18 protein-coding genes are annotated in these 20088 nt (G+C 69.6%); 7 read left to right on the plus strand and 11 right to left on the minus strand.

Translation table 11 applies throughout. From position 1 onward, the window contains the following. The first annotated feature begins 333 nt into the window (after positions 1-333). Complete coding sequence (locus ACIPC1_RS22945; RefSeq protein ID WP_402519711.1) at positions 334-1560, plus strand: saccharopine dehydrogenase family protein; 1227 nt, start codon at positions 334-336, stop codon at positions 1558-1560. 16 nt (positions 1561-1576) lie between these two features. Here the strand turns inward: ACIPC1_RS22945 and mmpA are convergent, their stop codons facing one another. The 4 genes from mmpA to ACIPC1_RS22965 all read right to left on the minus strand — a co-directional run bounded on the left by mmpA (position 1577) and on the right by ACIPC1_RS22965 (position 4177). Continuing rightward, a complete protein-coding gene (gene mmpA / locus ACIPC1_RS22950; RefSeq protein WP_402519714.1) occupies positions 1577-1723 on the minus strand; it encodes a morphogenic membrane protein MmpA in 147 nt (48 codons plus the stop codon). An 83-nt stretch (positions 1724-1806) separates the two neighbouring features. Then, positions 1807-2496, minus strand: coding sequence for an endonuclease V (locus tag ACIPC1_RS22955; protein ID WP_402519717.1), 690 nt, complete (start codon positions 2494-2496; stop codon positions 1807-1809). Positions 2497-2631: 135 nt separating this feature from the next. Next, positions 2632-2961, minus strand: coding sequence for a plasmid stabilization protein (locus ACIPC1_RS22960; protein WP_402519719.1), 330 nt, complete (start codon positions 2959-2961; stop codon positions 2632-2634). Positions 2962-3052: 91 nt separating this feature from the next. Further along, on the minus strand, positions 3053-4177 hold the full coding sequence (locus ACIPC1_RS22965) for a WD40/YVTN/BNR-like repeat-containing protein (RefSeq protein WP_402519721.1): 1125 nt from the start codon (positions 4175-4177) through the stop codon (positions 3053-3055). Between the two features lie 250 nt (positions 4178-4427). Between ACIPC1_RS22965 and ACIPC1_RS22970 the strand changes: the two genes are divergently transcribed. Further along, on the plus strand, positions 4428-4844 hold the full coding sequence (locus ACIPC1_RS22970; protein WP_402519724.1) for an SsgA family sporulation/cell division regulator: 417 nt from the start codon (positions 4428-4430) through the stop codon (positions 4842-4844). A gap of 273 nt (positions 4845-5117) precedes the next feature. Here ACIPC1_RS22970 and ACIPC1_RS22975 read toward each other — a convergent pair whose 3' ends face one another. Further along, on the minus strand, positions 5118-5798 hold the full coding sequence (locus ACIPC1_RS22975) for a GPP34 family phosphoprotein (protein WP_402519726.1): 681 nt from the start codon (positions 5796-5798) through the stop codon (positions 5118-5120). Between the two features lie 356 nt (positions 5799-6154). Here ACIPC1_RS22975 and ACIPC1_RS22980 point away from each other — a divergent pair, with 356 nt between their 5' ends. The 3 genes from ACIPC1_RS22980 (at position 6155) to ACIPC1_RS22990 (ending at position 9942) form a co-directional block, all read left to right on the plus strand. Continuing rightward, positions 6155-7789, plus strand: coding sequence for an ABC-F family ATP-binding cassette domain-containing protein (locus ACIPC1_RS22980; protein ID WP_402519729.1), 1635 nt, complete (start codon positions 6155-6157; stop codon positions 7787-7789). A 151-nt stretch (positions 7790-7940) separates the two neighbouring features. Continuing rightward, positions 7941-8717, plus strand: coding sequence for a dimethylargininase (gene ddaH / locus ACIPC1_RS22985; protein ID WP_402519732.1), 777 nt, complete (start codon positions 7941-7943; stop codon positions 8715-8717). Positions 8718-8964: 247 nt separating this feature from the next. Continuing rightward, positions 8965-9942 (plus strand): acyl-ACP desaturase, encoded by a 978-nt coding sequence (locus ACIPC1_RS22990; RefSeq protein ID WP_402519735.1) that lies wholly within the window; start codon positions 8965-8967, stop codon positions 9940-9942. Positions 9943-9985: 43 nt separating this feature from the next. Here ACIPC1_RS22990 and ACIPC1_RS22995 read toward each other — a convergent pair whose 3' ends face one another. The 5 genes from ACIPC1_RS22995 to ACIPC1_RS23015 form a co-directional block, all read right to left on the minus strand. Continuing rightward, positions 9986-10114 (minus strand): hypothetical protein, encoded by a 129-nt coding sequence (locus ACIPC1_RS22995; RefSeq protein WP_402519737.1) that lies wholly within the window; start codon positions 10112-10114, stop codon positions 9986-9988. A 140-nt stretch (positions 10115-10254) separates the two neighbouring features. Beyond that, complete coding sequence (locus ACIPC1_RS23000; protein WP_402519740.1) at positions 10255-10515, minus strand: WhiB family transcriptional regulator; 261 nt, start codon at positions 10513-10515, stop codon at positions 10255-10257. Between the two features lie 207 nt (positions 10516-10722). Then, positions 10723-11514 (minus strand): VOC family protein, encoded by a 792-nt coding sequence (locus ACIPC1_RS23005; RefSeq protein WP_402519742.1) that lies wholly within the window; start codon positions 11512-11514, stop codon positions 10723-10725. Between the two features lie 287 nt (positions 11515-11801). Continuing rightward, positions 11802-12848, minus strand: a complete 1047-nt coding sequence (locus ACIPC1_RS23010) for a LacI family DNA-binding transcriptional regulator (protein ID WP_402519745.1) — start codon at positions 12846-12848, stop codon at positions 11802-11804. Between the two features lie 258 nt (positions 12849-13106). Next, on the minus strand, positions 13107-14060 hold the full coding sequence (locus ACIPC1_RS23015; protein WP_402519748.1) for a multicopper oxidase domain-containing protein: 954 nt from the start codon (positions 14058-14060) through the stop codon (positions 13107-13109). Positions 14061-14244: 184 nt separating this feature from the next. Between ACIPC1_RS23015 and ACIPC1_RS23020 the strand changes: the two genes are divergently transcribed. Beyond that, positions 14245-16764: a ThuA domain-containing protein gene (locus ACIPC1_RS23020; RefSeq protein ID WP_402519751.1), complete on the plus strand. Its 2520-nt coding sequence runs from the start codon at positions 14245-14247 to the stop codon at positions 16762-16764. After that, positions 16764-18980: an OmpL47-type beta-barrel domain-containing protein gene (locus ACIPC1_RS23025; RefSeq protein WP_402519754.1), complete on the plus strand. Its 2217-nt coding sequence runs from the start codon at positions 16764-16766 to the stop codon at positions 18978-18980. Before ACIPC1_RS23020 ends, ACIPC1_RS23025 begins: the two co-directional genes overlap by 1 nt. A 39-nt stretch (positions 18981-19019) precedes the next feature. Here ACIPC1_RS23025 and ligD read toward each other — a convergent pair whose 3' ends face one another. Continuing rightward, positions 19020-20036: a non-homologous end-joining DNA ligase gene (ligD, locus tag ACIPC1_RS23030; RefSeq protein ID WP_402519757.1), complete on the minus strand. Its 1017-nt coding sequence runs from the start codon at positions 20034-20036 to the stop codon at positions 19020-19022. Positions 20037-20088: the final 52 nt, after the last annotated feature.

Below are 20088 nucleotides of genomic sequence, written 5' to 3' on the forward strand. Positions count from 1 at the left end.
GCACTGTGACACCACTGATGTGACATCAGTGATGTTAAGAACGTGTTCCACATCGGGCAAGCCCTCAACGAGCAAGCGCTTAGTTAAATTCCGGGGCGTCGACGGGCGAGCGGGACTTCTCGGCGGGCCGGGGAACTCCTCGATGGCGCCAGGCAGCACGTGGGTGGACCGGCGTGCCTTCTCCCACTTTTTCAGGGCGTCCTTCGGCACGGCCACGGCGACCTCCGACCTCTTCGTCCGACCTCGTTGTCCGGCTGCTCGTACATCACGCTAGCCTCAGCCACCGACAACGGCGCTTCGCGCACGGCTGCGCGGTCCAGGAGCAGGAGTGTCATGAGCAGGCCGAACGGGACGGATCGCGCGGATCGCGCGTACGACATCGTGCTCTTCGGAGCCACGGGGTTCGTCGGGGAACTCACCGCGGAATACCTCGCCTCGCACGCGCCCAAGGGGCTGCGGTGGGCGATCGCGGGGCGGAGCCAGGAGAAACTGGACCGGCTGCGGGAGCGGCTGGCCGGCACTGCCGAGGTACAAGACGCGCCCGGTGCTTCGGGAGTCCCCGACGCCCCGGACGTCCTTCGCGCGGACGTGTCCGACCCGGAGTCGCTGCGTGAACTCGCCCGCCACGCGCGCGTGGTCGCCACGACGGTCGGACCGTACGTCACCTACGGCGAGGAACTGGTGGCCGCCTGCGCCGACGCCGGTACGGACTACGTAGACCTCTCCGGTGAGCCCGAGTTCGTCGACCTGACGTACGTCCGGCACGACACGCGCGCGCGGGAGACCGGCGCGCGGCTCGTGCACGCCTGCGGTTTCGACTCGATTCCGCACGACCTGGGTGCGTACTTCACCGTGCAACAGCTTCCGGAGGGCGTTCCGTTGCGGGTGGACGGGTTCGTGCGCGCCCAGGCGATGTTCTCGGGCGGCACGTTCGCCTCGGCGCTCGGCCAGTTCTCGCGCGGACGGCAGCTGCGGGCCGCGGCCCGCGACCGCGGGCGGCACGAGCCTCGGCTGGTGGGACGGCGGGCGGCGGCACCCCCGAGCGCTCCGCGGTTCGCCAAGGAGATCGGGGCGTGGGCCCTGCCGCTCCCCACGATCGACCCTCAGGTGGTGCGGCGGTCCGCACGGGCCCTGGAGCGGTACGGGCCCGACTTCCGCTACCGCCACTACGCGGCCGTCGAACGGCTGCCCATCGCGCTGGGCGGCGTCGCCGCGACGGGTGCGCTCTTCGCGGCAGCCCAGCTGCCGCCCGCCCGCCGCTGGCTGTCCGACCGGTTCAAGCCCGGGGAGGGACCGAGCGCGGCGGTGCGCGCGAAGAGCTGGTTCTCGGTGCGGTTCGTGGGCGAGGGCGGCGGGCGCCGCGTCTTCACGGAGGTCGCGGGTGGCGACCCCGGCTACGGCGAGACCGCCAAGATGTTCGCGGAGTCCGCGTTGTCGCTGGCCTTCGACGAGCTGCCGGAGACGACAGGGCAGGTCACGACGGCGATGGCGATGGGGGACGCGCTGACGGCGCGGCTCCGAGGGGCGGGGATCACCTTCCGGGTGGCGGCCGCCCTGTAGCGGACCTTCCAGGGGCTCAGAACGTCCACTCGGTGACCGTGTAGACCATCCCGCCTATCCAGGCGACCCCGGCGATCACCGCGAGGAACAGCGCGGCCAGCACGGCGCGCTCGACGGACTGGGTGGGGTTGGCTGCGGGCTTCGGGGCGCGGTGCGTCGTCATGGTGCCCAGCCTGCCGATCGTGACGGTGCGCCCACATCCGTACTCGTACTCAGGAGACGTACTCAGTCATCGGTAAGCAGCTCTCAGGCAGTTGCCTCTTGGAGGGCTCGTCTACAGAGGGAGTCCGCGCGTCGAGTGGACTCCGGGAGGCGGTACTTCGGGGTGAGCGCGAGCGTGTGCGCGCACGCGTTGTCGAGGCTCACCCGGTGGCCGACGGACACGAACACCGGCTTCACGCCGTCCTGGGTGCGCAGCGCACGGCCCACCTCGTCCCCGCCCGCGACGAGCGGGGACGCGCTGCCGCGCCGGGCGCCGGGCTCCTCGTAACCGAAGGTGAAGGGGTTCTTGGCGACGCCGATCGTGGGCAGCCCGGTCAGCACGCCGAGGTGGCTGGCGAGGCCGAAGCGGCGCGGGTGGGCCAGACCGTAGCCGTCGCAGACGACGAGTCCCGGTGCGCAGGGCAGGGCGTCGAGTGCGGCCAGGACGGTCGGGATCTCGCGGAAGGCGAGGAGCCCGGGAACGTACGGGAAGGAGACCTGGCCGACGGCGGTGGCCTCGGCGACGACGTCCAGCGTCGCCGCGTCGAGCACGACGGCCGCGGCCACGACCACGTCCCGCGCGTCGTCGTACGCCACGTCGACGCCCGTCACCCGGCCCGTGCCGGGCGGCGGTCCCGCGTCTCCGAGGACCACCCGCCCCCGCAACTCGTCCTGCACGGCGCGTGCTTGCTCTTCGGTGGCGGGCCAGCCCGCGGGGATCCTCACGGTCGTCATGGTGGGCACGAGCGTACGACGAGCGAGCGAGCGGGTCGGCAGGCCGGGGGTGAGTACGTCCGGTCGGGCCGCCGTCAGTCCTCCTGGAAACGGCCCGACCGGGCAGGCGTGGACACGTCCGGTCCGACCGCCCCGTCAGTCCTTGTCGCCCAGTGCGCGGCGCAGCTGCTGCTTGTTCATGTCCGAGCGGCCGTGGACGCCGCGCCGCCTGGCCTCCTCGTACAGCTGGTCGTACGTGGGCCCCTGGGCGCCCTTGTGCGAGCGCTGACCGCCGCGCTTGGCGGACGACATGTCCTCGACAGAAGTCCGGCTCGCGGTCTTCGACTCGCCGGCGCGGGCGCGTTCCTTGTTGACGGTGCGGGCGGCGATCTCCTCTGCGCGCTTCTCGCTGTCGCCCCGGTCGCGGGCGCTCTCCTTGATGTGTTCGTACTGGCGTTCCCGCTTGGGGCTCGAACCGCGTGGCATCTCTGATCACTCGCTTTCGGGCTTCGGGGGGGGTCCGTGTCACTTCCGTTCGTGACACGGGTACCCCGCTTCCCGACGGACACCGCACAGGTCAACGCTCCAGGCGTGCCACCCGGCCCTTCTCGCCGGACGCCCAGCAACCGAGGTCGGGGGCGCAGTCCACGGTGTCGTACGAGCCGGTGTCCAGCGTGTGCCAGGTGCGGCCGCCGTCGGTCGTCAGGTCGGTGCCGGTCGGCCCCACCGCGAGCGCGGACGTACGGCTGTGCGGGAACCACGTGACGCCGGAGCGGTACGCGGGCGGCGGCTGTGCCGTAGGCGTCCAGGTGCGGCCGCCGTCGGGGGTGACCGCCGCCGCCTGCGGGGAGGGCTGGTCGGGGTTGTAGTCACCACCGACCGCGAGGCCGTGGGTACGGTCCCGGAAGGCGAGGGCGAAGACACCGCGTGCCGAGTCGCCCGCCGGTATGGGTGTGTCGGTGGCCGTCCAGGTCAGGCCCCGGTCGGCGGAGTGCAGCACACGCGCGCGTGCGCCCCCACCGGTGGCCAGCCACACGTCACGCGGCCCCGAGCTCACCAGACACTGCCCGCCCGCCGCGAAGCCCGCCTCGCCGGCCAGGGCCGCGGGCATGCCCTCGTCGGGCAGTACCGTCCAGGAGCGGCCGCCGTCGCCGGTGGACAGGATGCGGAACCTGCCGTCCACCGGGTCGCTCATCGCCAGGCCGTGGCGGCTGTCGAAGAAGGTGATGCAGTCGTAGAAAGCCCTGGCGTCGGTGTTGCGGAACGACTCGGTCCAGGTCGCGCCGCCGTCCTCGGTCCTGAACACGCGGGAGGCCTCGCCCTCACCGATGGCCAGGACCACGGCACGCCTGGCGTCGAAGGCCTCGATGTCGCGGAACTGCAGGTCCTGGGCGCCGGGTGGCGAGACGTTCCGCCAGCTCGCGCCACCGTCGCCGGTACGCAGCACGGTGCCACCGGAACCGGCCACCCAGGCGGTGTTCCTGCTGACGGCCGACAGTCCACGGAAGCGTACGTCCGTGCCGCTGTCCTTCAGCTCCCAATGGGGCGCCCTGGCCGCCACCTGTGCCGTCCCTTGTGCCTGTGCCGCCCCCTGCGCCTGTGCGGGTGCTGTCAGCGCGGCGGCGAGCGCTCCCGCGCACAGCCCCACGGTGACCATCCGGCTCGTACGTCTCGTGCGTCGCGTCTTTCCCAAGCCCCTCATGGCGGGCGAAGCTAGCCCACTCCCCCAGTGGCGTCCAGATGGCCTCTTCCGGGAACCCCGGGACCCCCACCGAGTGTCCTCTCGGTTGTCCGGAGAGCACAGGACGAGAAAAAGGATCACCACAGCGAATGAAAGCGGTGACACAGGTCACTCAGGTCTCATGTGCACGGATTGGCCTGTTCCTTCGTCTCTTCTATTGACCGGCCTCATCCGACCCGAGTTCGTTCAGCTGTCACAAGGGAGCAAGGCGTTGTCCATCGTCATCGAGCAGCCCGTAGAGGCCCGCCTCGTCGCCGCCGCGCCGAGGATGCCGAGTATTCCCGCAACCCTCCACTACGACCGAAGCGATCCCTTCGCCGTCCGCATGACCTTCCCCGCCCCCGCCACGCTCGAAGGCGTGGAGGTGTGCTGGACCTTCGCCCGCGAGCTGCTCGTGTCCGGGCTGGAGGGCGAGGTGGGCTGTGGGGACGTACGAGTGCGGCCGTACGGCTACGACCGCACCGTTCTGGAATTCCACGCCCCCGAGGGCACCGCGGTGGTGCATGTGCGCTCGGGTGAGGTGCGGAGCTTCCTGTCGCGGACGACGGAACTCGTGCCCACCGGGCTTGAGCACCTCCAGGTGGACCTGGACCACGACCTCGCGGAGCTCATGCGCGGCCCCTGCTGAGCGGCTCCCCGCCCCTCCTCGGCGACCACCACTCTTCAGCGCGTTGAACTCGGCGTGGTCGCGCCTTCGGCCGCCCGGTCGTGGGTTCCCCTGCCCTGCGGCTCCCGCGCGGCGCGAGAGACCGCGGCGTGCGCGACCTGCGCGATGCCCATACCGCGCTGGTACGGGCGCCTCCGCGCGCGGAGGCTCGCGCGATGGACTGCGCCCCTGGTGTCCCGCCCTCACGTTGAGCGCGGGCCCGTTCCGCGGCCCCCTTCGTCTTCTCCGCGCCCCTCAGCCGCCCGCGGCCGCCCCCGTCGCCGCCCCGGTGGTCACCGCCACGATGACCGCGGTACGTACCTCCTGGATGACCTTCTTCAGAGCCGGAGCCGCCGCGCCGCCGCGGTCGGTCAGCTCCTCGATGCGGTCCTTGTGGAGTTTGCGGTCCTTGCCCGGCAGGAGCGTACGCAGTTCGGCCGCGGCCGCGAGGGCGACGAGAGCCGCGTCGCGGTCGGAGACGTCGGCGACGGGCACGGGCCCGAGCAGCACCTGCCGCGCGTCCTCACGCAGTGCGTCCACGGCGGCCACCCGCTCCAGCTCGTACTCCACGGACGGGAACAGCCCGAGCACCCGCTTCTTCTCCGCCCTCAGGTATCCGTCGGCCGCAAGCTGCGCGCGTACGGCGTCCAGGGTGACGCGGGCCCGCAGCGTCACCCAGGCCTTCCACTTCCGCGGCCGGGACTCCTCGACAAGTTCCAGGAGCCCGTCCAGGACCAGGTCCCCCGTATGGGCGTCGGGGTCGACAGGGGTCGCGATGCCCTCCACGTCCGCGAGCAGTCCGCGCTGCGCGAGTTCCGTGAGTGCTCCGGCGCGTACCAGGTGGTGGAGATGGGTCGCGCCGGTGACCTTGAGCCTCGTGGTGTCCCAGGAGAGCAGGTAGAGCCGGGCGGGCAGCGAGAGCGAGCCGTCGGGCACGGGGTCTCCTTTGCGTCGTCTGAGGGCCACGCTAATTCCTTTGACAGGGATCAGGGCAGCTCCTACCGTGTGAAGCGGTCCTGTTGCCGTCGAATGGAGAAGGACGTTGCTCGTCTGAGGTCGGAGACACCGCGTCACACACAGCCAGTACGTCCTGGCTTCCGTGTGCGCAGCGTGCGACCTCGGCGTACGAGCCGTCCCTCCGGTACAGGGCCTTTTCGCTGCCCTCGGAATCGGATCCGCCTTCGGAACCGGATCCGTCCTCGGACCTGATCTGCCTCGTACCTTGATCGTCGCCACCTCGCGGTGTCCCCCACACGTGCCCCCGACCGCACCCGGCAAACCGCGAGGCCATTTTGTCTACCTTCCCCACCTCCATCACCTGCACCTCCCTCTCCTTCGCCTGGCCGGACGGCACCGCCGTCTTCGACGACCTCCAGGTCGCCTTCGGACCCGGCAGGACCGGGCTCGTCGGCGTCAACGGCTCCGGAAAATCGACCCTGTTGAAGCTGATCGCCGGAGAACTCACGCCGGCCGACGGCACCGTCCGACTGGCGGGCGAGGTCGGCTACCTGCCGCAGAGCGTCACGCTTGACACCGGCCTGCGTGTCGACGAGGCGCTCGGCGTCGCCGCCACCCGCGCCGCGCTGCACGCCATCGAGGCGGGGGACGCGACCGAGGAGCACTTCGACGTCGTAGGGGACGACTGGGACGTCGAGGAGCGAACGCTCGCGACGCTCGGCGAACTCGGGCTCGGCCACATCGACCTGGACCGCACCGTCGGCGAGGTCTCGGGCGGCGAGTCGGTGCTGCTGCGTCTGGCCGCGCTGCTGCTGCTCCGCCCCGACGTACTCCTGCTGGACGAGCCGACCAACAACCTCGACCTGTACGCCCGCCGACGGCTCTACGCGGCCGTCGAGGCCTGGTCCGGCGTCATGGTCGTGGTCAGCCACGACCGTGAACTCCTCGACCTGGTCGACCAGATCGCCGATCTGCGCTCGGGAGAGGTCACCTGGTACGGCGGCAACTTCTCCGCGTACGAGGAGGCGCTCGCCGTCGAGCAGGACGCGGCCGAGCGCATGGTGCGGGTCGCCGAGTCCGACATGAAGAAGCAGAAGCGCGAACTGGTCGACGCCCAGGTCACTTTGGCCCGACGCAAGCGGTACGGGCAGAAGATGTTCGACCAGAAGCGCGAACCGAGGGCTGTCATGCGGGTGCGCAAACGCACGGCGCAGGTGTCCGCCGGCAAGTACCGCATCCTGCACGAGGAGAAGCTCGCCGACGCCAAGGAACGCCTCGACGACGCGGTGGACGCCGTACGGGACGACGACGAGATCCGTATCGACCTGCCGTACACGGCCGTACCGCCGGGCCGCAACGTACTCACCCTCCTGGACCTGGAGTTGAAGTACGGCGCGCGCGTGGACGGCGGCTTCGACCTGCGCGGACCCGAGCGGATCGCGCTGATCGGGCGCAACGGCGCGGGTAAGACGACGCTGCTGCGCACAATCTCCGGGGAGCTGGACGCCGTGTCCGGTGAGGCGCGGGCCCATGTGCCGATGCGCTTCCTGCCACAGCGGCTCGACGTCCTCGACGACGAGCTGAGCGTCGTGGCGAACGTGGCCCGCTTCGCGCCCGCCGCCACCAACAACCGGATCCGGGCGCGGCTGGCCCGCTTCCTGTTCAAGGGGGCGAAGGCCGACCAGCTCGCGGCGACGCTCTCCGGCGGCGAACGCTTCCGCGCGGCGCTCGCCGCGCTGATGCTGGCCGAGCCCGCGCCGCAGCTCCTGATGCTCGACGAGCCGACGAACAACCTCGACATGGCGAGCGTCCGGCAGCTCACGTCCGCGCTGGAGTCGTACGAGGGAGCGCTGATCGTCGCCAGCCACGACATGCCGTTCCTGGAATCGCTCGGAATCACGCGCACATTGCTCTTGGAAGGAGGAGAACTGAAAGAAATCGGTCGGGAAGCTGTCGGGTATCCCTCCTAGCGCCAGGCAGGGCGAATCGCATAGTTTCGGTCGGAGGGACCGCCTCGCGCGGCCCCGGGACCGCCTCGCGCGGGCTCTGGGGGCTGTTGTCGGCGCGGATCGGCGCTGCATGATGTGCGCCGACGCCCCCTGCCGATTCGGAGACCCGCACGTGCCCAGCCAGAAAGCTCTCATACGTCGGCCCAGCCCCCGCCTCGCCGAGGGGCTGGTGACCCACGTCGAGCGCCAGACGGTGGATGTCGACCTGGCGGTCGAGCAGTGGGAGGCGTACGCGGAGGCACTGCGTACGCATGGCTGGGAGACCGTCGAGGTGGATCCGGCGGACGACTGCCCGGACTCGGTGTTCGTCGAGGACACCGTGGTCGTCTTCCGCAATGTCGCGCTGATCGCCCGCCCCGGCGCCGAGTCCCGGCGCGGCGAGACCGCCGGGGTCGAGGAGGCCGTGGCGCGCCTGGGCTGCTCGGTGAACTGGGTCTGGGAACCGGGCACGATGGACGGCGGTGACATCCTGAAAGTCGGCGACACCGTGTACGTGGGGCGGGGCGGACGCACCAACGCGGCCGGGGTCGAGCAGGTGCGGGCGGCGTTCGAACCGCTCGGGGCCAAGGTCGTCGCCGTACCCCTGAGCAAGGTCCTGCACCTGAAGTCCGCGGTCACGGCGCTGCCGGACGGGACGGTGGTCGGCCACCTCCCGGACGTGGACACGCCGTCGCTGTTCCCGCGCTTCCTACCCGTGCCGGAGGAGTCCGGCTCGCACGTCGTCCTGCTCGGCGGCGGAAAACTGCTGATGGCGGCGAGCGCCCCGAAGACGGCCGAGCTGTTCGCGGACCTCGGCCATGAGCCCGTCCTCGTGGACATCAGCGAGTTCGAGAAGCTCGAAGGCTGTGTGACATGCCTCTCGGTCCGACTTCGGGAGCTGTACGTCTGAATGGGTGATCACGGCACCCGTTCGGCCCCGGGACCTGGGCCTCCGGAGCGGGTTCGGACAACTGCCGAAGGCACTGGATCCACCTGGGACACCCCTGCTGATCAGGGGGTCTTTACACCGCGCTTAACCTACGGTTTCGTAACCTACGGATACGTAGCCTACGATGCCGTAGGTTGCATCTCCGCTCGCGTCCCCGCTTGCGCCCCTCTCAGTATTCGCGTTCCCGCCCCGTCCCCCTGGAGCACCTGTGACGATCACCTCTCCCCACCTCGCAAGCCCGTCCTCCGACTGGACCGACGCTCGGCTGCTTTTCGCGCTGGAGGAAGTGGTCGAGACGGAGCTCAACCGCCACCTGAAAGTGGCGAAGGACTGGATGCCCCACGAGTACGTGCCGTGGAGCGACGCCCGCAACTTCCCCGGCCTCTTCGAGGACGGCGAGGCCTGGGGCAAGGAGCAGTCCAAAGTCACCGAGCTCGGCCGCATCGCGCTCGTCGTCAACCTGCTGACCGAGGACAACCTCCCCAGCTACCACCACGAGATCGCCTCGCTCTTCGGCCGTGACGGCGCCTGGGGCACCTGGGTGCACCGCTGGACCGCGGAGGAGGGCCGGCACGGCATCGTGATGCGCGACTACCTCCTCGCCTCGCGCGCCGTCGACCCCGACCAGCTCGAAGCGTTCCGCATGATGCACATGAGTGAGGGCTTCGAGTCGGACAACCGTCACTCGATGCTGCACTCCGTCGCGTACGTCGCCTTCCAGGAGCTGGCGACCCGTGTCTCGCACCGCAACACCGGCCACCAGTCGGGCGACCCGGTCTGCGACCGCATGCTGGCCCGCATCGCGACCGACGAGAACCTGCACATGGTCTTCTACCGGAACCTGCTGAAGGCCGCGTTCGAGCTCGCCCCCGACCTGACCATGCAGGCAGTGCGTGACGTCGTCGTCAACTTCCGGATGCCCGGCCACGGCATGCCCGGCTTCGAGCGTGCCGCCGCGCAGATGGCCATCGGCGAGGTCTACAACATGCGCATCCACCACGACGACGTGCTCCAGCCGGTGCTGCGCCACCTCAAGGTCCTCGACATCGACGGCCTCGACCCGCTCGGCCTCCAGGCCCAGGAGGAGCTCGGCCTCTACATGGGCGGCCTCGACGCGGAGGCCTCCAAGTTCGACGAGAAGCTCGCGGCCCGCAAGGCCCGCATGGCGGCCCGCGCCGCCGGCTGACCCCCGGCCCTCCGGACGAGCTCCGGGGACCTGTGGAGTTGCCTCACTCGTACGCCGTCACCTGGTCCAACGCCGCGTCGCGCACGCCGGCCACCGGGTGGCGGCGCAGTGCTGTCAGCGGGCAGGAAAGAATCGGTGAGCCGTACGGCGGCCCACGGGGTGCCGCGTTCACGGGCGACGGAGTACGCCCACCCCGCCAAGGCCTTCCCGTCGAGGGCAGGCCCGGCCAGTGTGAGCCGCCGCCTCAGCAGCCCGCTCGGGTCGGCCGCGCGAACTCGCCTGAGCCGTCGCGGAGTCGAAGCGGCAGGCGGGTCACTCCCGGTCCATACGCCGGAGGCTGAGCCGTTCCTTCTCGGAGAGGCCGCCCCAGACTCCGAAGCGCTCGTCGTTGTTGAGTGCGTAGTCGAGGCAGGCCGAGCGCATCGCGCACATACCGCAGATGCGCTTCGCCTCCCGGACCGAGCTGCCCGGCTCGGGAAAGAAGAACTCGGCCCCGGTCTGCGCGCACAGCGCCTGATCCTGCCAGTCCATGTCGGACGAGGTGTCGGGGTCCGTTTCGGTGTCGGTGTGCATGGCGAAGATCGTGCCGCCTGATGAAAAACGTTCGATCAATGGCCGATCAACGCCGTGTCAATCCGGCGCCATCAGGTCCCCTTCCGGCGTCACGACCTCCGTGATGATGGCCCCCTCGGCACACGGCCCGCACGGCGGCGCGCGGCACGATCGCCGGATTGTTCCAGGCGATCGCGCCTGCCCGCCCCCAAGCCCTGGGGACAGCCGTCAGCTCTGCTGCGGCACGCTCTTGATCACCGCGAAGCGTGCCCCGTACGGGTCGGCGAGCTTGGCGATGCGGCCCACGCCCGCCACGTCCGTGGCCGGCATACGGACCTTGCCGCCCAGCACCTGGGCCTTGCTGACCGTGGCGTCGGCGTCGCTGACCTCGAAGTACGGCAGCCAGTACGCGCCCGACCCGGCCTCGACCGGGTCGTCGGCCAGTGCGACGACACCGCCGAACATGTCCTCCACCTGGGCACCCGCGGGGTTGATACAGGTGTACGTGCCGCCCGGGAACGGCGTGGCCGAGGTCTCCCAGCCGAACACGGTGTAATAGAACGCGGCAGCCGCGGGGATGTCCCGGGTGTAGAGCTCGACCCAGGTCAGCGAGCCGGGGTCGCCGGCCATGTCGATACCCTTGAGGCGGCCCGGCTGCCAGATACCGAAGGGCACCCCGGCCTCGTCGCCGAGGATCGCCATACGGCCCTCGTCCATCACGTCCATGGGCTGCATCAGCACGGAGCCCTTGGCGTGCTCGGCCGCCTTGGCCGTGGACTCCGCGTCGGGGGTCTGGAAGTACACGGTCCAGGAGGGCGGGCCCTGCTCGGGAGTGGTCTGCATGCCGCCCGCGGCGGTCTTTCCGGCGAGCTGGAAGAAGCCGTAGCCGCCGGAGTCGGGCCCCGCGGACTGGAACTGCCAGCCGAAGAGGCCTCCGTAGAAGGAGGTGGCGCCGTCGATGTCGGGTGTGCCGAGATCGATCCAGTTCGGAGCGCCGGTGACAAAACGGGTGGTGAGCATGATGCCCTCCTTTGAGGCGTCACATTGCCTGCACCGCCGAGTCTTGCACCGCCCACTGACAACCGCTGCGGGAGTCGCGACCAGATCTTCCCGGATGTTCGGGGTGCGCGCCGGAGGTGCCACCGGGATCGAGGCGGAGACGGCCGCTTTCACCTTCACTTTCGTCCACGGCTACGTCGTCAAACCGAGGTTCGAGAAGACCGTCCCGGCCCCCCACGCCACAGTGGGTCTCCGCCTCCGTCTCCGTCTCCGTCACCGCTCACCGGTTCCCGCAGAACCGCCGCGTCCTACGCCGAGGCCCGCCGCACCAGCGTCGTCGGCAGCACCACACTGGACGGCGCGCCGCCAAGGCCCTCCTCGCCGCCCCGGCGGTCAAGGCCGCGCAGCAGCAGCCGTGCCATCAACCGGCCCATCTCCTCTATGTCCTGACGGACCGTCGTGAGAGGCGGGTCCGTCTGCTCGGCGAGCGGCAGCATGTCGTCGAAGCCGATCACGGCGACGTCCTCGGGCACTCGCCGCCCGTTCTCGCGCAGGACGCGCAGCGCGCCGGAGGCCGACAGATCGTTCGCGACGAACACCGCGTCGATGTCGGGGCGGCGCTCCAGAAGCTCCCGCATCGCGCGCTCGCCGCCCGCGGGAGTGAAGTCACCCTCCGCGATGAGCCGCGGATCGCCGTCGACCATGACGTCCCGGAACCCGTCGAGCCGGTCGACCGCGGACGTCTGGTCGAGGGCTCCGGTGATGTGGGCGATGCGGGTACGCCCGAGTCCGACGAGGTGACGTACGGCCTCGCGGGCGCCGCCCCGGTTGTCGGAGTCGACGTACACGGCGGACACGGCCTTGCGCGGGCCGTCGCCCCAGCCGGGGCGCCCGCCGAAGACGGTGGGGACGCCCGCGCCGTGGATCAGGCCGGGCAGCGGGTCGTCGAGGTGCAGCGAGAAGACGAGCGCGCCGTCGACGTGGCCGCCGGCGAGATAGCGGCCGACCCGCACATGGTCGTCGCGGCCTTCCGTGAGCAACAGCACGAGCTGTGAATCGTGCGCCGTCAACTCCTTGCTGATGCCGCGGAGTTGGAGACCGAAGAAGGGGTCGGCGAAGACCCTGCTCTCCGGTTCGGCGATCACGACGGCCACCGCGTCATGGCGCCGGGTGACGAGACTGCGCGCAGCCTGGTTGGGGACGTAGCCCAGTTCCTCCACGGCTCGCTTGACGCGCTCGACGAGCGTTTCGCGAACCCCGTCGCCCCCGTTCACGACGCGTGACACGGTGGCCCGGGAGACCCCGGCCCGCGCGGCCACGGCCTCCAACGTGGGGCGGGACGCTGTCTCGGTCACCTCTGGGCACCTCCTCGACGGTTGCGGATCAGAATAGCCGCCGCGCCGCCGCCGGGTGAGAGCGCTCTCGGTTCCCGCGATCCCGTCACAGCGGGAAGCCGGACGGATCAATGACCACCGTATGACTAGGAGTATGACTAGGAGTATGACTAGGAGATAGACCCATGCGGGCCGACGGACCCGTCCCCCGTCTCCTGGGACCCGCGCGTCACGCGAGAATCCGTTCCTGGACCTGGGGCGGTCCGGCGTCGGCGCGACCTAGTGCTCGTGCGGCTCGTACCCCGGAATCGTCCCGTCCGCCTTCTTCACCAGGAACAACCCGACCATCCCCATATCGGAGTGGCTCTGGACGTGGCAGTGGTACATCCACGCCCCGGCTCCGACCCCCTCCCCCGCGATCACCTGGAAGCCGAATGAGTCGGCGGGTCCGACGATCTTGTTGTCGATGACCTGGCTCGGGTCGTCGGGACCGGTCAGCATCCCTGTGCGGTTGTCGGCCCAGCGGTGACCGTGCATATGGAAGGTGTGGTAGTACTCGCCGTGCGTGATCATCACGATCTCGACGCGATCGCCCACCGTGGCCTCGAAGTTGGGGCCCGAGTGGGCCGGCTTGTTGTTGATCAGCATGTCGTTGAAGACGATCGTGAAGGTCTTGTCGGGGAGGATGTCGCCCTTGCGGCGCACGATCACCGGGCCGTAGAGGCCTTTGCGGATGCCGCCGGTGCCGTGTTCGGTGCCGACGACGTGGTCGTGGTAATGCCAGTAACCGGCGCTGCCCGCGCGCCAGGTGCCGTCCGCCCGGCGGCCGGGCGCGTGGGCGCGCCAGGTGTAGGTGCGGGTGCCGCCCGGCTCGACGTCGCTCCTGTTCAACTTCGTTCCGTCGCTGGAGATTTCGTAGTCGAGGCCATGGACGTGCAGGCTCGCCGCGACGTCCATGGTGTTCTCGAACTCGATGTGCAGGGTGTCGCCCTCGTTGAGTTCGATCAGCGGTCCGGGAATCGAGGCCTTGCCCTTCTCGAAGCCGTAGCCCATCTGCCCGTCGGCGAACTTCTCGGCGTACAGCTTGATGTGCCGGACCTCGCCGCCGGCCGGCGCGGTCCGCGCCGGGACATCGACACTCACCGCCTGAGTGGCCGACGACAACGATGTCGCACCGGCCGCGACCGCCGCCCCGCCCAGCAGCATCCGCCGGTTGAAACCGCGCCTGTCCATGGCGAACTCCCCACCCTGGTACGGAATGTACGGAGACGAACCTGTGAGACGGTAGCCGCGCCACCCTCGTTTATCCACACTCAGGACAAAGTTCGTTCCATCCCGGTCATACCTATTGGCGAGTCGCGAAAAGAGGTCTAGCTTCCTATGCGCTGTCTGTGACCGGCGAGGAGTGGATGACCACATGCGGCTCACATCGCATCAAACACCGTCCGTTTTACGAGAGTTGAGCGCGAGAAGACGGAGCAGGCACCGCCGCGCCTGGGCTGCCGCCCTGGCCGCCGGAGCTGTCACCGCCGGAGCGCTTTCCGCGCCGTCCGCGAGTGCGCGCCCGGCTCCGGATCCGACCCTGACAACGATGTCCATCACGTCGCCTCCGGGCGGCGCCAACGTACGGGTGCTGCTCTTCCACGGCTCCGCCGCGGCCGGTGACGAGCCGCCGGTCGTCAACGCCGGGATCGAGGCGATCGAGAAGATCGGCCTGTCGGGCCCGGCCGCCCAGCGGTTCGCGGTGGAGGCGACGGACGACGCCTCGGTCTTCACCGACGAGACGGCGCTGGGCACTTTCAACGCCATCGTCTTCCTGACGGGCGGCGGGGATGTCCTCGACCCCGAGCAGGAGGCCGGCCTCGAGTCCTACATGGAGGCGGGCGGCGGATTCGTCGGCATCCATGACGCGGCCCGCGCCGAGCCCTACTCGGACTGGTTCACCGGACTCGTCGGCGCCCGCCCCGCGAGCACCAGCCCAACCGCCGTACAGCGGGCGACCGTTGAGGTGGGCGACCGGCAGCATCCCGCCGCCAAGGACCTGCCCACCGAGTGGAAACGCCCCGACCAGTGGCTCAACTGGGTGAAGAACCCGTCGGGCGACGTGCACACCGTGGCGCGGGTGCGCGAGTCGACGTATCAGCCGGGCGCGAGCAGGAATGGCGCGGACCACCCGGTGAGCTGGTGCCGTGACTACGACGGCGGGCGGTCCTTCTACACCGGCATGGGCGGCACGGTCTCCTCGTACGACGAGACCGACTTCCGTGCGCATCTGCGCGGCGCCCTGCTCTGGACGACCCGGCTGGCGCAGGCCGACTGCAAGGCGACGATCAACGCCAACTACAAGGCGGAGCGCCTGACCCAGCCCAATCAGCCGGGGCAGAACGACCAGATCGGCGAGCCGCACGGTCTGGTGACCGCGCCCGACGGACGGGTGTTCTACATCGGCCGCGGCGGCGCGGACTCCTCGCAGCCCGTGATCACCGACTGGAACAACCCGGACATCGGCAAGGGCAGGGGCGAGATCCACGTCTACGACCCGAAGACCAAGAAGGTCACCCTGGCCGGCGCGCTCACCGTGTTCGGCAACAAGGGCGGCGGCGACGAGCTGGTCAAGGTCGAAGAGGGCCTGCTCGGTATCGAGTTGGACCCGGACTTCGCGCGGAACGGCTGGGTGTATCTCCACTACACACCCCACTCCCGGATCAACCGCGACACCCGGATGGCCGAGCGCCGCGTCTCCCGCTTCACGCTCGATCCCGTCACGAACAAGCTGAACCTGAGCAGCGAGAAGGTGCTCCTCAACTGGCCGGTGCAGATCCACAGTTGCTGCCACGCGGGCGGCGGAATGGCCTGGGACTCCCAGGGCAACCTCTACATCGCGACCGGCGACAACAACTCCAGTGGCTTCAGCGACGGTTACTCGGGCAACAACCCCCAGCCCAACTACAAGGGCGTCTCGTTCGCGGACGCCCGCCGCACCGCCGGCAACACCAACAACCTCAACGGCAAGATCCTGCGCATCCACCCCGAGCCCGACGGCACCTACACACTGCCGGAAGGCAACCTCTTCACCGGCAAGGAGACCGCCGAGGGCGGCGGCAAGACCCGCGGCGAGATCTATGTGATGGGCGTCAGGAACCCCGCCCGCATCTCCGTCGACAAGAAAACCGACATCCTGTACGCCGGATGGGTCGGCCCCGACGCGAGCGCGCCCTCGACCACCTGGGGCCCGGCCAAGTACGACACCTTCGCCGTCATCACCAGGGCGAGCAACCGGGGTTGGCCGTACTGCATGGGCAACAAGCAGCCCTACCGCGACCGCAATCTGCCGGATCCGACGCAGCCGCTGGGCTGGTACGACTGCGACCACCCGAAGAACGAGTCCCCGAACAACGACGGTCTCGTCAACATCCCGCCGGTCACCGGCAACAACATCTGGTACTCACCTCAGGGCGGCGCCCCGGACTTCCCGCGCAACGCCAACGGCATCCCTTCGTACAAGAACGAGGAGGCCACCTATCTGCTGCCGTGGCTGAAGGGCGGGGGCCAGGCGGCGATGAACGGGCCGGTCTACCGGTACGACGCCGAGGTCACCAACAACGGTCAATGGCCCGCCTATTGGGACGGCAAGTGGTTCGTCGGTGACTTCTATGACGCCGACCAGCCGCGCAACGCCGTGATCACCGACCCGAAGACCGCCGGCGACGGCGGCCTCCCGGTCCACTCGGAGTCCCTGAAGAAGATCGTGCCCATCGGCAACGACGGCATCAAGAACCTCATGGACTGGAAGTTCGGACCGGACGGCGCACTGTACGTCCTCGACTACGGCCGCGGCTTCTTCACCTCGGACACCAAGTCGGCCCTGTGGAAGGTGACTTACACCGGCGGCGGACCGACCCCCGCCGTCGACGAGCTTGCCGGGAAGGCGGAGTGATGCGCGTACGAAGGCGAAGAACTGGACGTCTGTGGACGGCCCTGCTGGCGTCCCTGCTGATGGTGCTCGGGCTGACGTCGACGTCGGCGTTCGGGCGTACGGACGACGCTCCCCCGGACACCGCGGCCGCCCAGACGCTCACCTGGACAGCGGGCGACGACATCACCAAGTACACCTCCGCGCCGACCACGGCCGTGGCGGGAGCGACCACGATCGTCTTCGAGAACAGCGCGGCGACCGGCAACACGACCGGAATGCCGCACACGCTGACGTTCGTGACCTCCGACCCCGAGTTCAACAACGACGTCCAACTCAACATCCTGGCCAACCCGTTCGACGACCAGGGCGGCCTGCACACCGCCGAGGTCACGCTCACGCCCGGCCGGTACTTCTACCACTGCACGATTCCGGGCCATGGCTCGATGCAGGGCATCCTCGTGGTCACCGAGGGCAGCGGCGAGGACACGACCGCGCCCGAGACCTCGGCCTCCGTGACCGGGTCCCAGAACTCGCAGGGCGCGTACGTGGGTTCGGCGACGGTCACCGTCAGCGCGACGGACGCGGGCTCCGGCGTCGAGCGGGTCGAGTACGCGCTCGGTGACGCGGGTGCCTGGCAGCCGTACACCACGCCCGTCGTGGTCGACCAGGTCGGTGATCACAAGCTCCGCTACCGTGCGATCGACAAGGCGGGCAACACGGCGACCGAGAAGGACGTCGCGTTCACCGTGGTGGCGCCGCCGACGGAGGACACGACTCCACCGGAGACCTCGGCGACGGTGAGCGGTGAGCGCGATACCGCGGGTGCCTATATCGACATGGCGACCGTCACCGTCTCCGCATCCGACACGGGTTCCGGCGTCAACACCATCGAGTACGCGGTGGATTCCGGTGCCTGGCAGCCGTACACGGCACCCGTGATGGTGCACGCGCTCGGCGCCCACCAGGTGCGCTACCGCGCGACCGACAAGGCGGGCAACGCGGCCGCCGAGAAGAACGTCGCGTTCACCGTGGTGGCACCACCGACGGAGGACACGACACCACCGGTGACCGGGGTGACCGTCGACGGGACGAAGAACTCGAACGGCGCGTACGTGAACAGCGCCAAGGTGACCGTGAGCGCGAGTGACGAGGGTGGTTCGGGGGTCGCCGCGATCGAGTACTCGCTCGATGCCGGGCCCTATCTCGCCTACAGCGCACCGGTGTTGGTCGACCGCGTCGGTGCACACACCGTGGCCTACCGGGCGAGTGACAAGGCGGGCAACACGTCTGCCGCGCGCACCGTGAGCTTCACGGTCGCGTCGGGCGGTGGCGTACCGGCACCCAACTGCCCTGAATTCGATGAACGGTTGACGGTGATCGTCGGCACGGTCGACTCGGGCGTACCGAACCGGGTGACCAACAGCCGTTGCCGGATCAACGAGTTGATCGAGGACGAGAAGGACTGGACCTCCCATGCCCTCTTCCTCAAGCATGTGAAGACCGTCCTGGACAAGCTCTTCAAGGAAGGGGTCATCGACCAGCGCGAGTACGACACGGTCACCGAGGCGGCCAAGGAGTCCGGCATCGGCAAGCCGGGTCAGACCGAGGGCTACAGCACGATCTTCGACGGCTCTCCGGAGTCGTTCGCCAAGTGGTCGCAGGTGGGCGGCGGTTCGTTCGGTCTCAACGCCGACGGGTCGATCACCAGCGGCAGCACGGTCCAGGGCCTTGGCATGCTGTGGTTCCCGCAGCGCAAGTACGGTGACTTCTCGCTGAAGCTCCAGTGGCGTGACGACGCTCCGGGCACCGGGAACGCCAACTCCGGTGTGTTCGTGCGCTTCCCGTGGGTCCATGACCACCCGGAGGAGTCGCGTCCGGAGTGGGTCGCCATCAAGTACGGGCACGAGGTGCAGGTGTTCGACAAGCCCGACGGCGACATGTACAAGACGGGATCGGTCTACGGCTTCGACCGGGTGGGCCTCGCCGGTGCGGGTGTCACCCAGAAGGGCACCTGGAACGACTACGAGATCCGGGTGGTCGACCAGCACTACTCGGTGTTCCGCAACGGCGTGCTGATCAACGAGTTCGACAACACCGGCGGCCAGGCCTTCACCCCGCCGCGTTCGGACGACCCGGGCACGGACGGGCGGCGCTTCGCCTCCGGCTATGTCGGGCTCCAGGTACACGGCACGACGGATGTGGTCTCGTACCGGGACATCCGGATCAAGGAGTTGTAGCCGACGCTCTGTTGCGGGGAGGCTCCGGAGCCTCCCCGTTCAGTCGGCCTCGTGCCTGGCCCGGCTCGGCTGCACCCGCTTGGGCTCGCCCGGCATCTTCGGATACTCCGGCGGGTACGGCAGGTCGCCCAGTCCGTGATCCTTCTCGTCCCGGTTGGCGAGTTCCAGCAGCGCTTCAAGCGAGTAGGCGTGGTCGTCCATGTCGGCGTGCACGTCGCCGAGTTCGGAGAAGCGGGCCGGCATGGTCGCGAGATCGAAGTCGCGGGGCACGGCGTCGTCCACCTCGTCCCAGCGCAGCGGCGCGGAGACCGGGGCGTGCGGGCGGGGTCGTACGGAGTAGGCGGAGGCGATGGTCCGGTCGCGGGCGGTCTGGTTGTAGTCGACGAAGATCCGCTCCCCGCGCTCCTCCTTCCACCACTTCGTGGTCACGCCGTCGGGCATCCGGCGTTCCAGTTCGCGCCCGGCGGCGATGGCGGCCCGGCGAACCTGCGTGAACGTCCAGCGTGGCTCGATCGGCACGAAGACGTGCAGGCCCCGGCCGCCGGAGGTCTTGGGAAAGCCGCGCAGGCCGCCGAACTCGTCGAGGACGGCGCGCAGTTCGTGGGCGGCGCGGACGGCGTCGGCGTAGTCCGTGCCGGGCTGCGGGTCGAGATCGATGCGGAGTTCGTCGGGATGGTCGACGTCGTCACGGCGTACCGGCCAGGGGTGGAAGGTGAGCGTGCCGAACTGGGCCGCCCACAGGACGGCCGCGGGTTCGGTGGGGCACATCTCGTCGGCGCTGCGGCCGCTGGGGAAGGTGATGTGGGCGGTGGGGATCCAGTCGGGCATGTTCTTGGGCGCCCGCTTCTGGAAGAAGTTCTCGCCGGTCACGCCGTCGGGGTACCGCTCCAGGGTGGTGGGGCGGTTGCGCAGCGCGCGGAGGATGCCGTCGCCGACGGCGAGGTAGTACTGGGCGAGATCCAGCTTCGTGAAGCCGCGCTCAGGGAAGAAGACCTTGCCCGGGCTGGACAGACGTACGGTCCTCCCGGCTGCTTCCAGTTCCACCGCTTCTGCCATGCGAGCCACGGTAGGCCCGAGATGCCTGCCGCGCACACCGGGCGGACGGCCC

The sequence above is a fragment of the Streptomyces sp. NPDC087263 genome, assembly GCF_044744645.1.
In the GTDB taxonomy this organism is placed as follows: Bacteria; Actinomycetota; Actinomycetes; order Streptomycetales; family Streptomycetaceae; genus Streptomyces.

Coding starts and splice junctions, on each gene's coding strand:
- ACIPC1_RS23015 (WP_402519748.1), bottom strand. CDS start 14,060: ATGGACAGGCGCGGTTTCAACCGGCGGATGCTGCTGGGCGGGGCGGCG.
- ACIPC1_RS23000 (WP_402519740.1), bottom strand. CDS start 10,515: ATGCACACCGACACCGAAACGGACCCCGACACCTCGTCCGACATGGAC.
- ACIPC1_RS22945 (WP_402519711.1), top strand. CDS start 334: ATGAGCAGGCCGAACGGGACGGATCGCGCGGATCGCGCGTACGACATC.
- ACIPC1_RS22955 (WP_402519717.1), bottom strand. CDS start 2,496: ATGACGACCGTGAGGATCCCCGCGGGCTGGCCCGCCACCGAAGAGCAA.
- ACIPC1_RS22960 (WP_402519719.1), bottom strand. CDS start 2,961: ATGCCACGCGGTTCGAGCCCCAAGCGGGAACGCCAGTACGAACACATC.
- ACIPC1_RS23005 (WP_402519742.1), bottom strand. CDS start 11,514: ATGCTCACCACCCGTTTTGTCACCGGCGCTCCGAACTGGATCGATCTC.
- ligD (WP_402519757.1), bottom strand. CDS start 20,036: ATGGCAGAAGCGGTGGAACTGGAAGCAGCCGGGAGGACCGTACGTCTG.
- mmpA (WP_402519714.1), bottom strand. CDS start 1,723: ATGACGACGCACCGCGCCCCGAAGCCCGCAGCCAACCCCACCCAGTCC.
- ACIPC1_RS22965 (WP_402519721.1), bottom strand. CDS start 4,177: ATGAGGGGCTTGGGAAAGACGCGACGCACGAGACGTACGAGCCGGATG.
- ACIPC1_RS23025 (WP_402519754.1), top strand. CDS start 16,764: ATGCGCGTACGAAGGCGAAGAACTGGACGTCTGTGGACGGCCCTGCTG.
- ACIPC1_RS23020 (WP_402519751.1), top strand. CDS start 14,245: ATGCGGCTCACATCGCATCAAACACCGTCCGTTTTACGAGAGTTGAGC.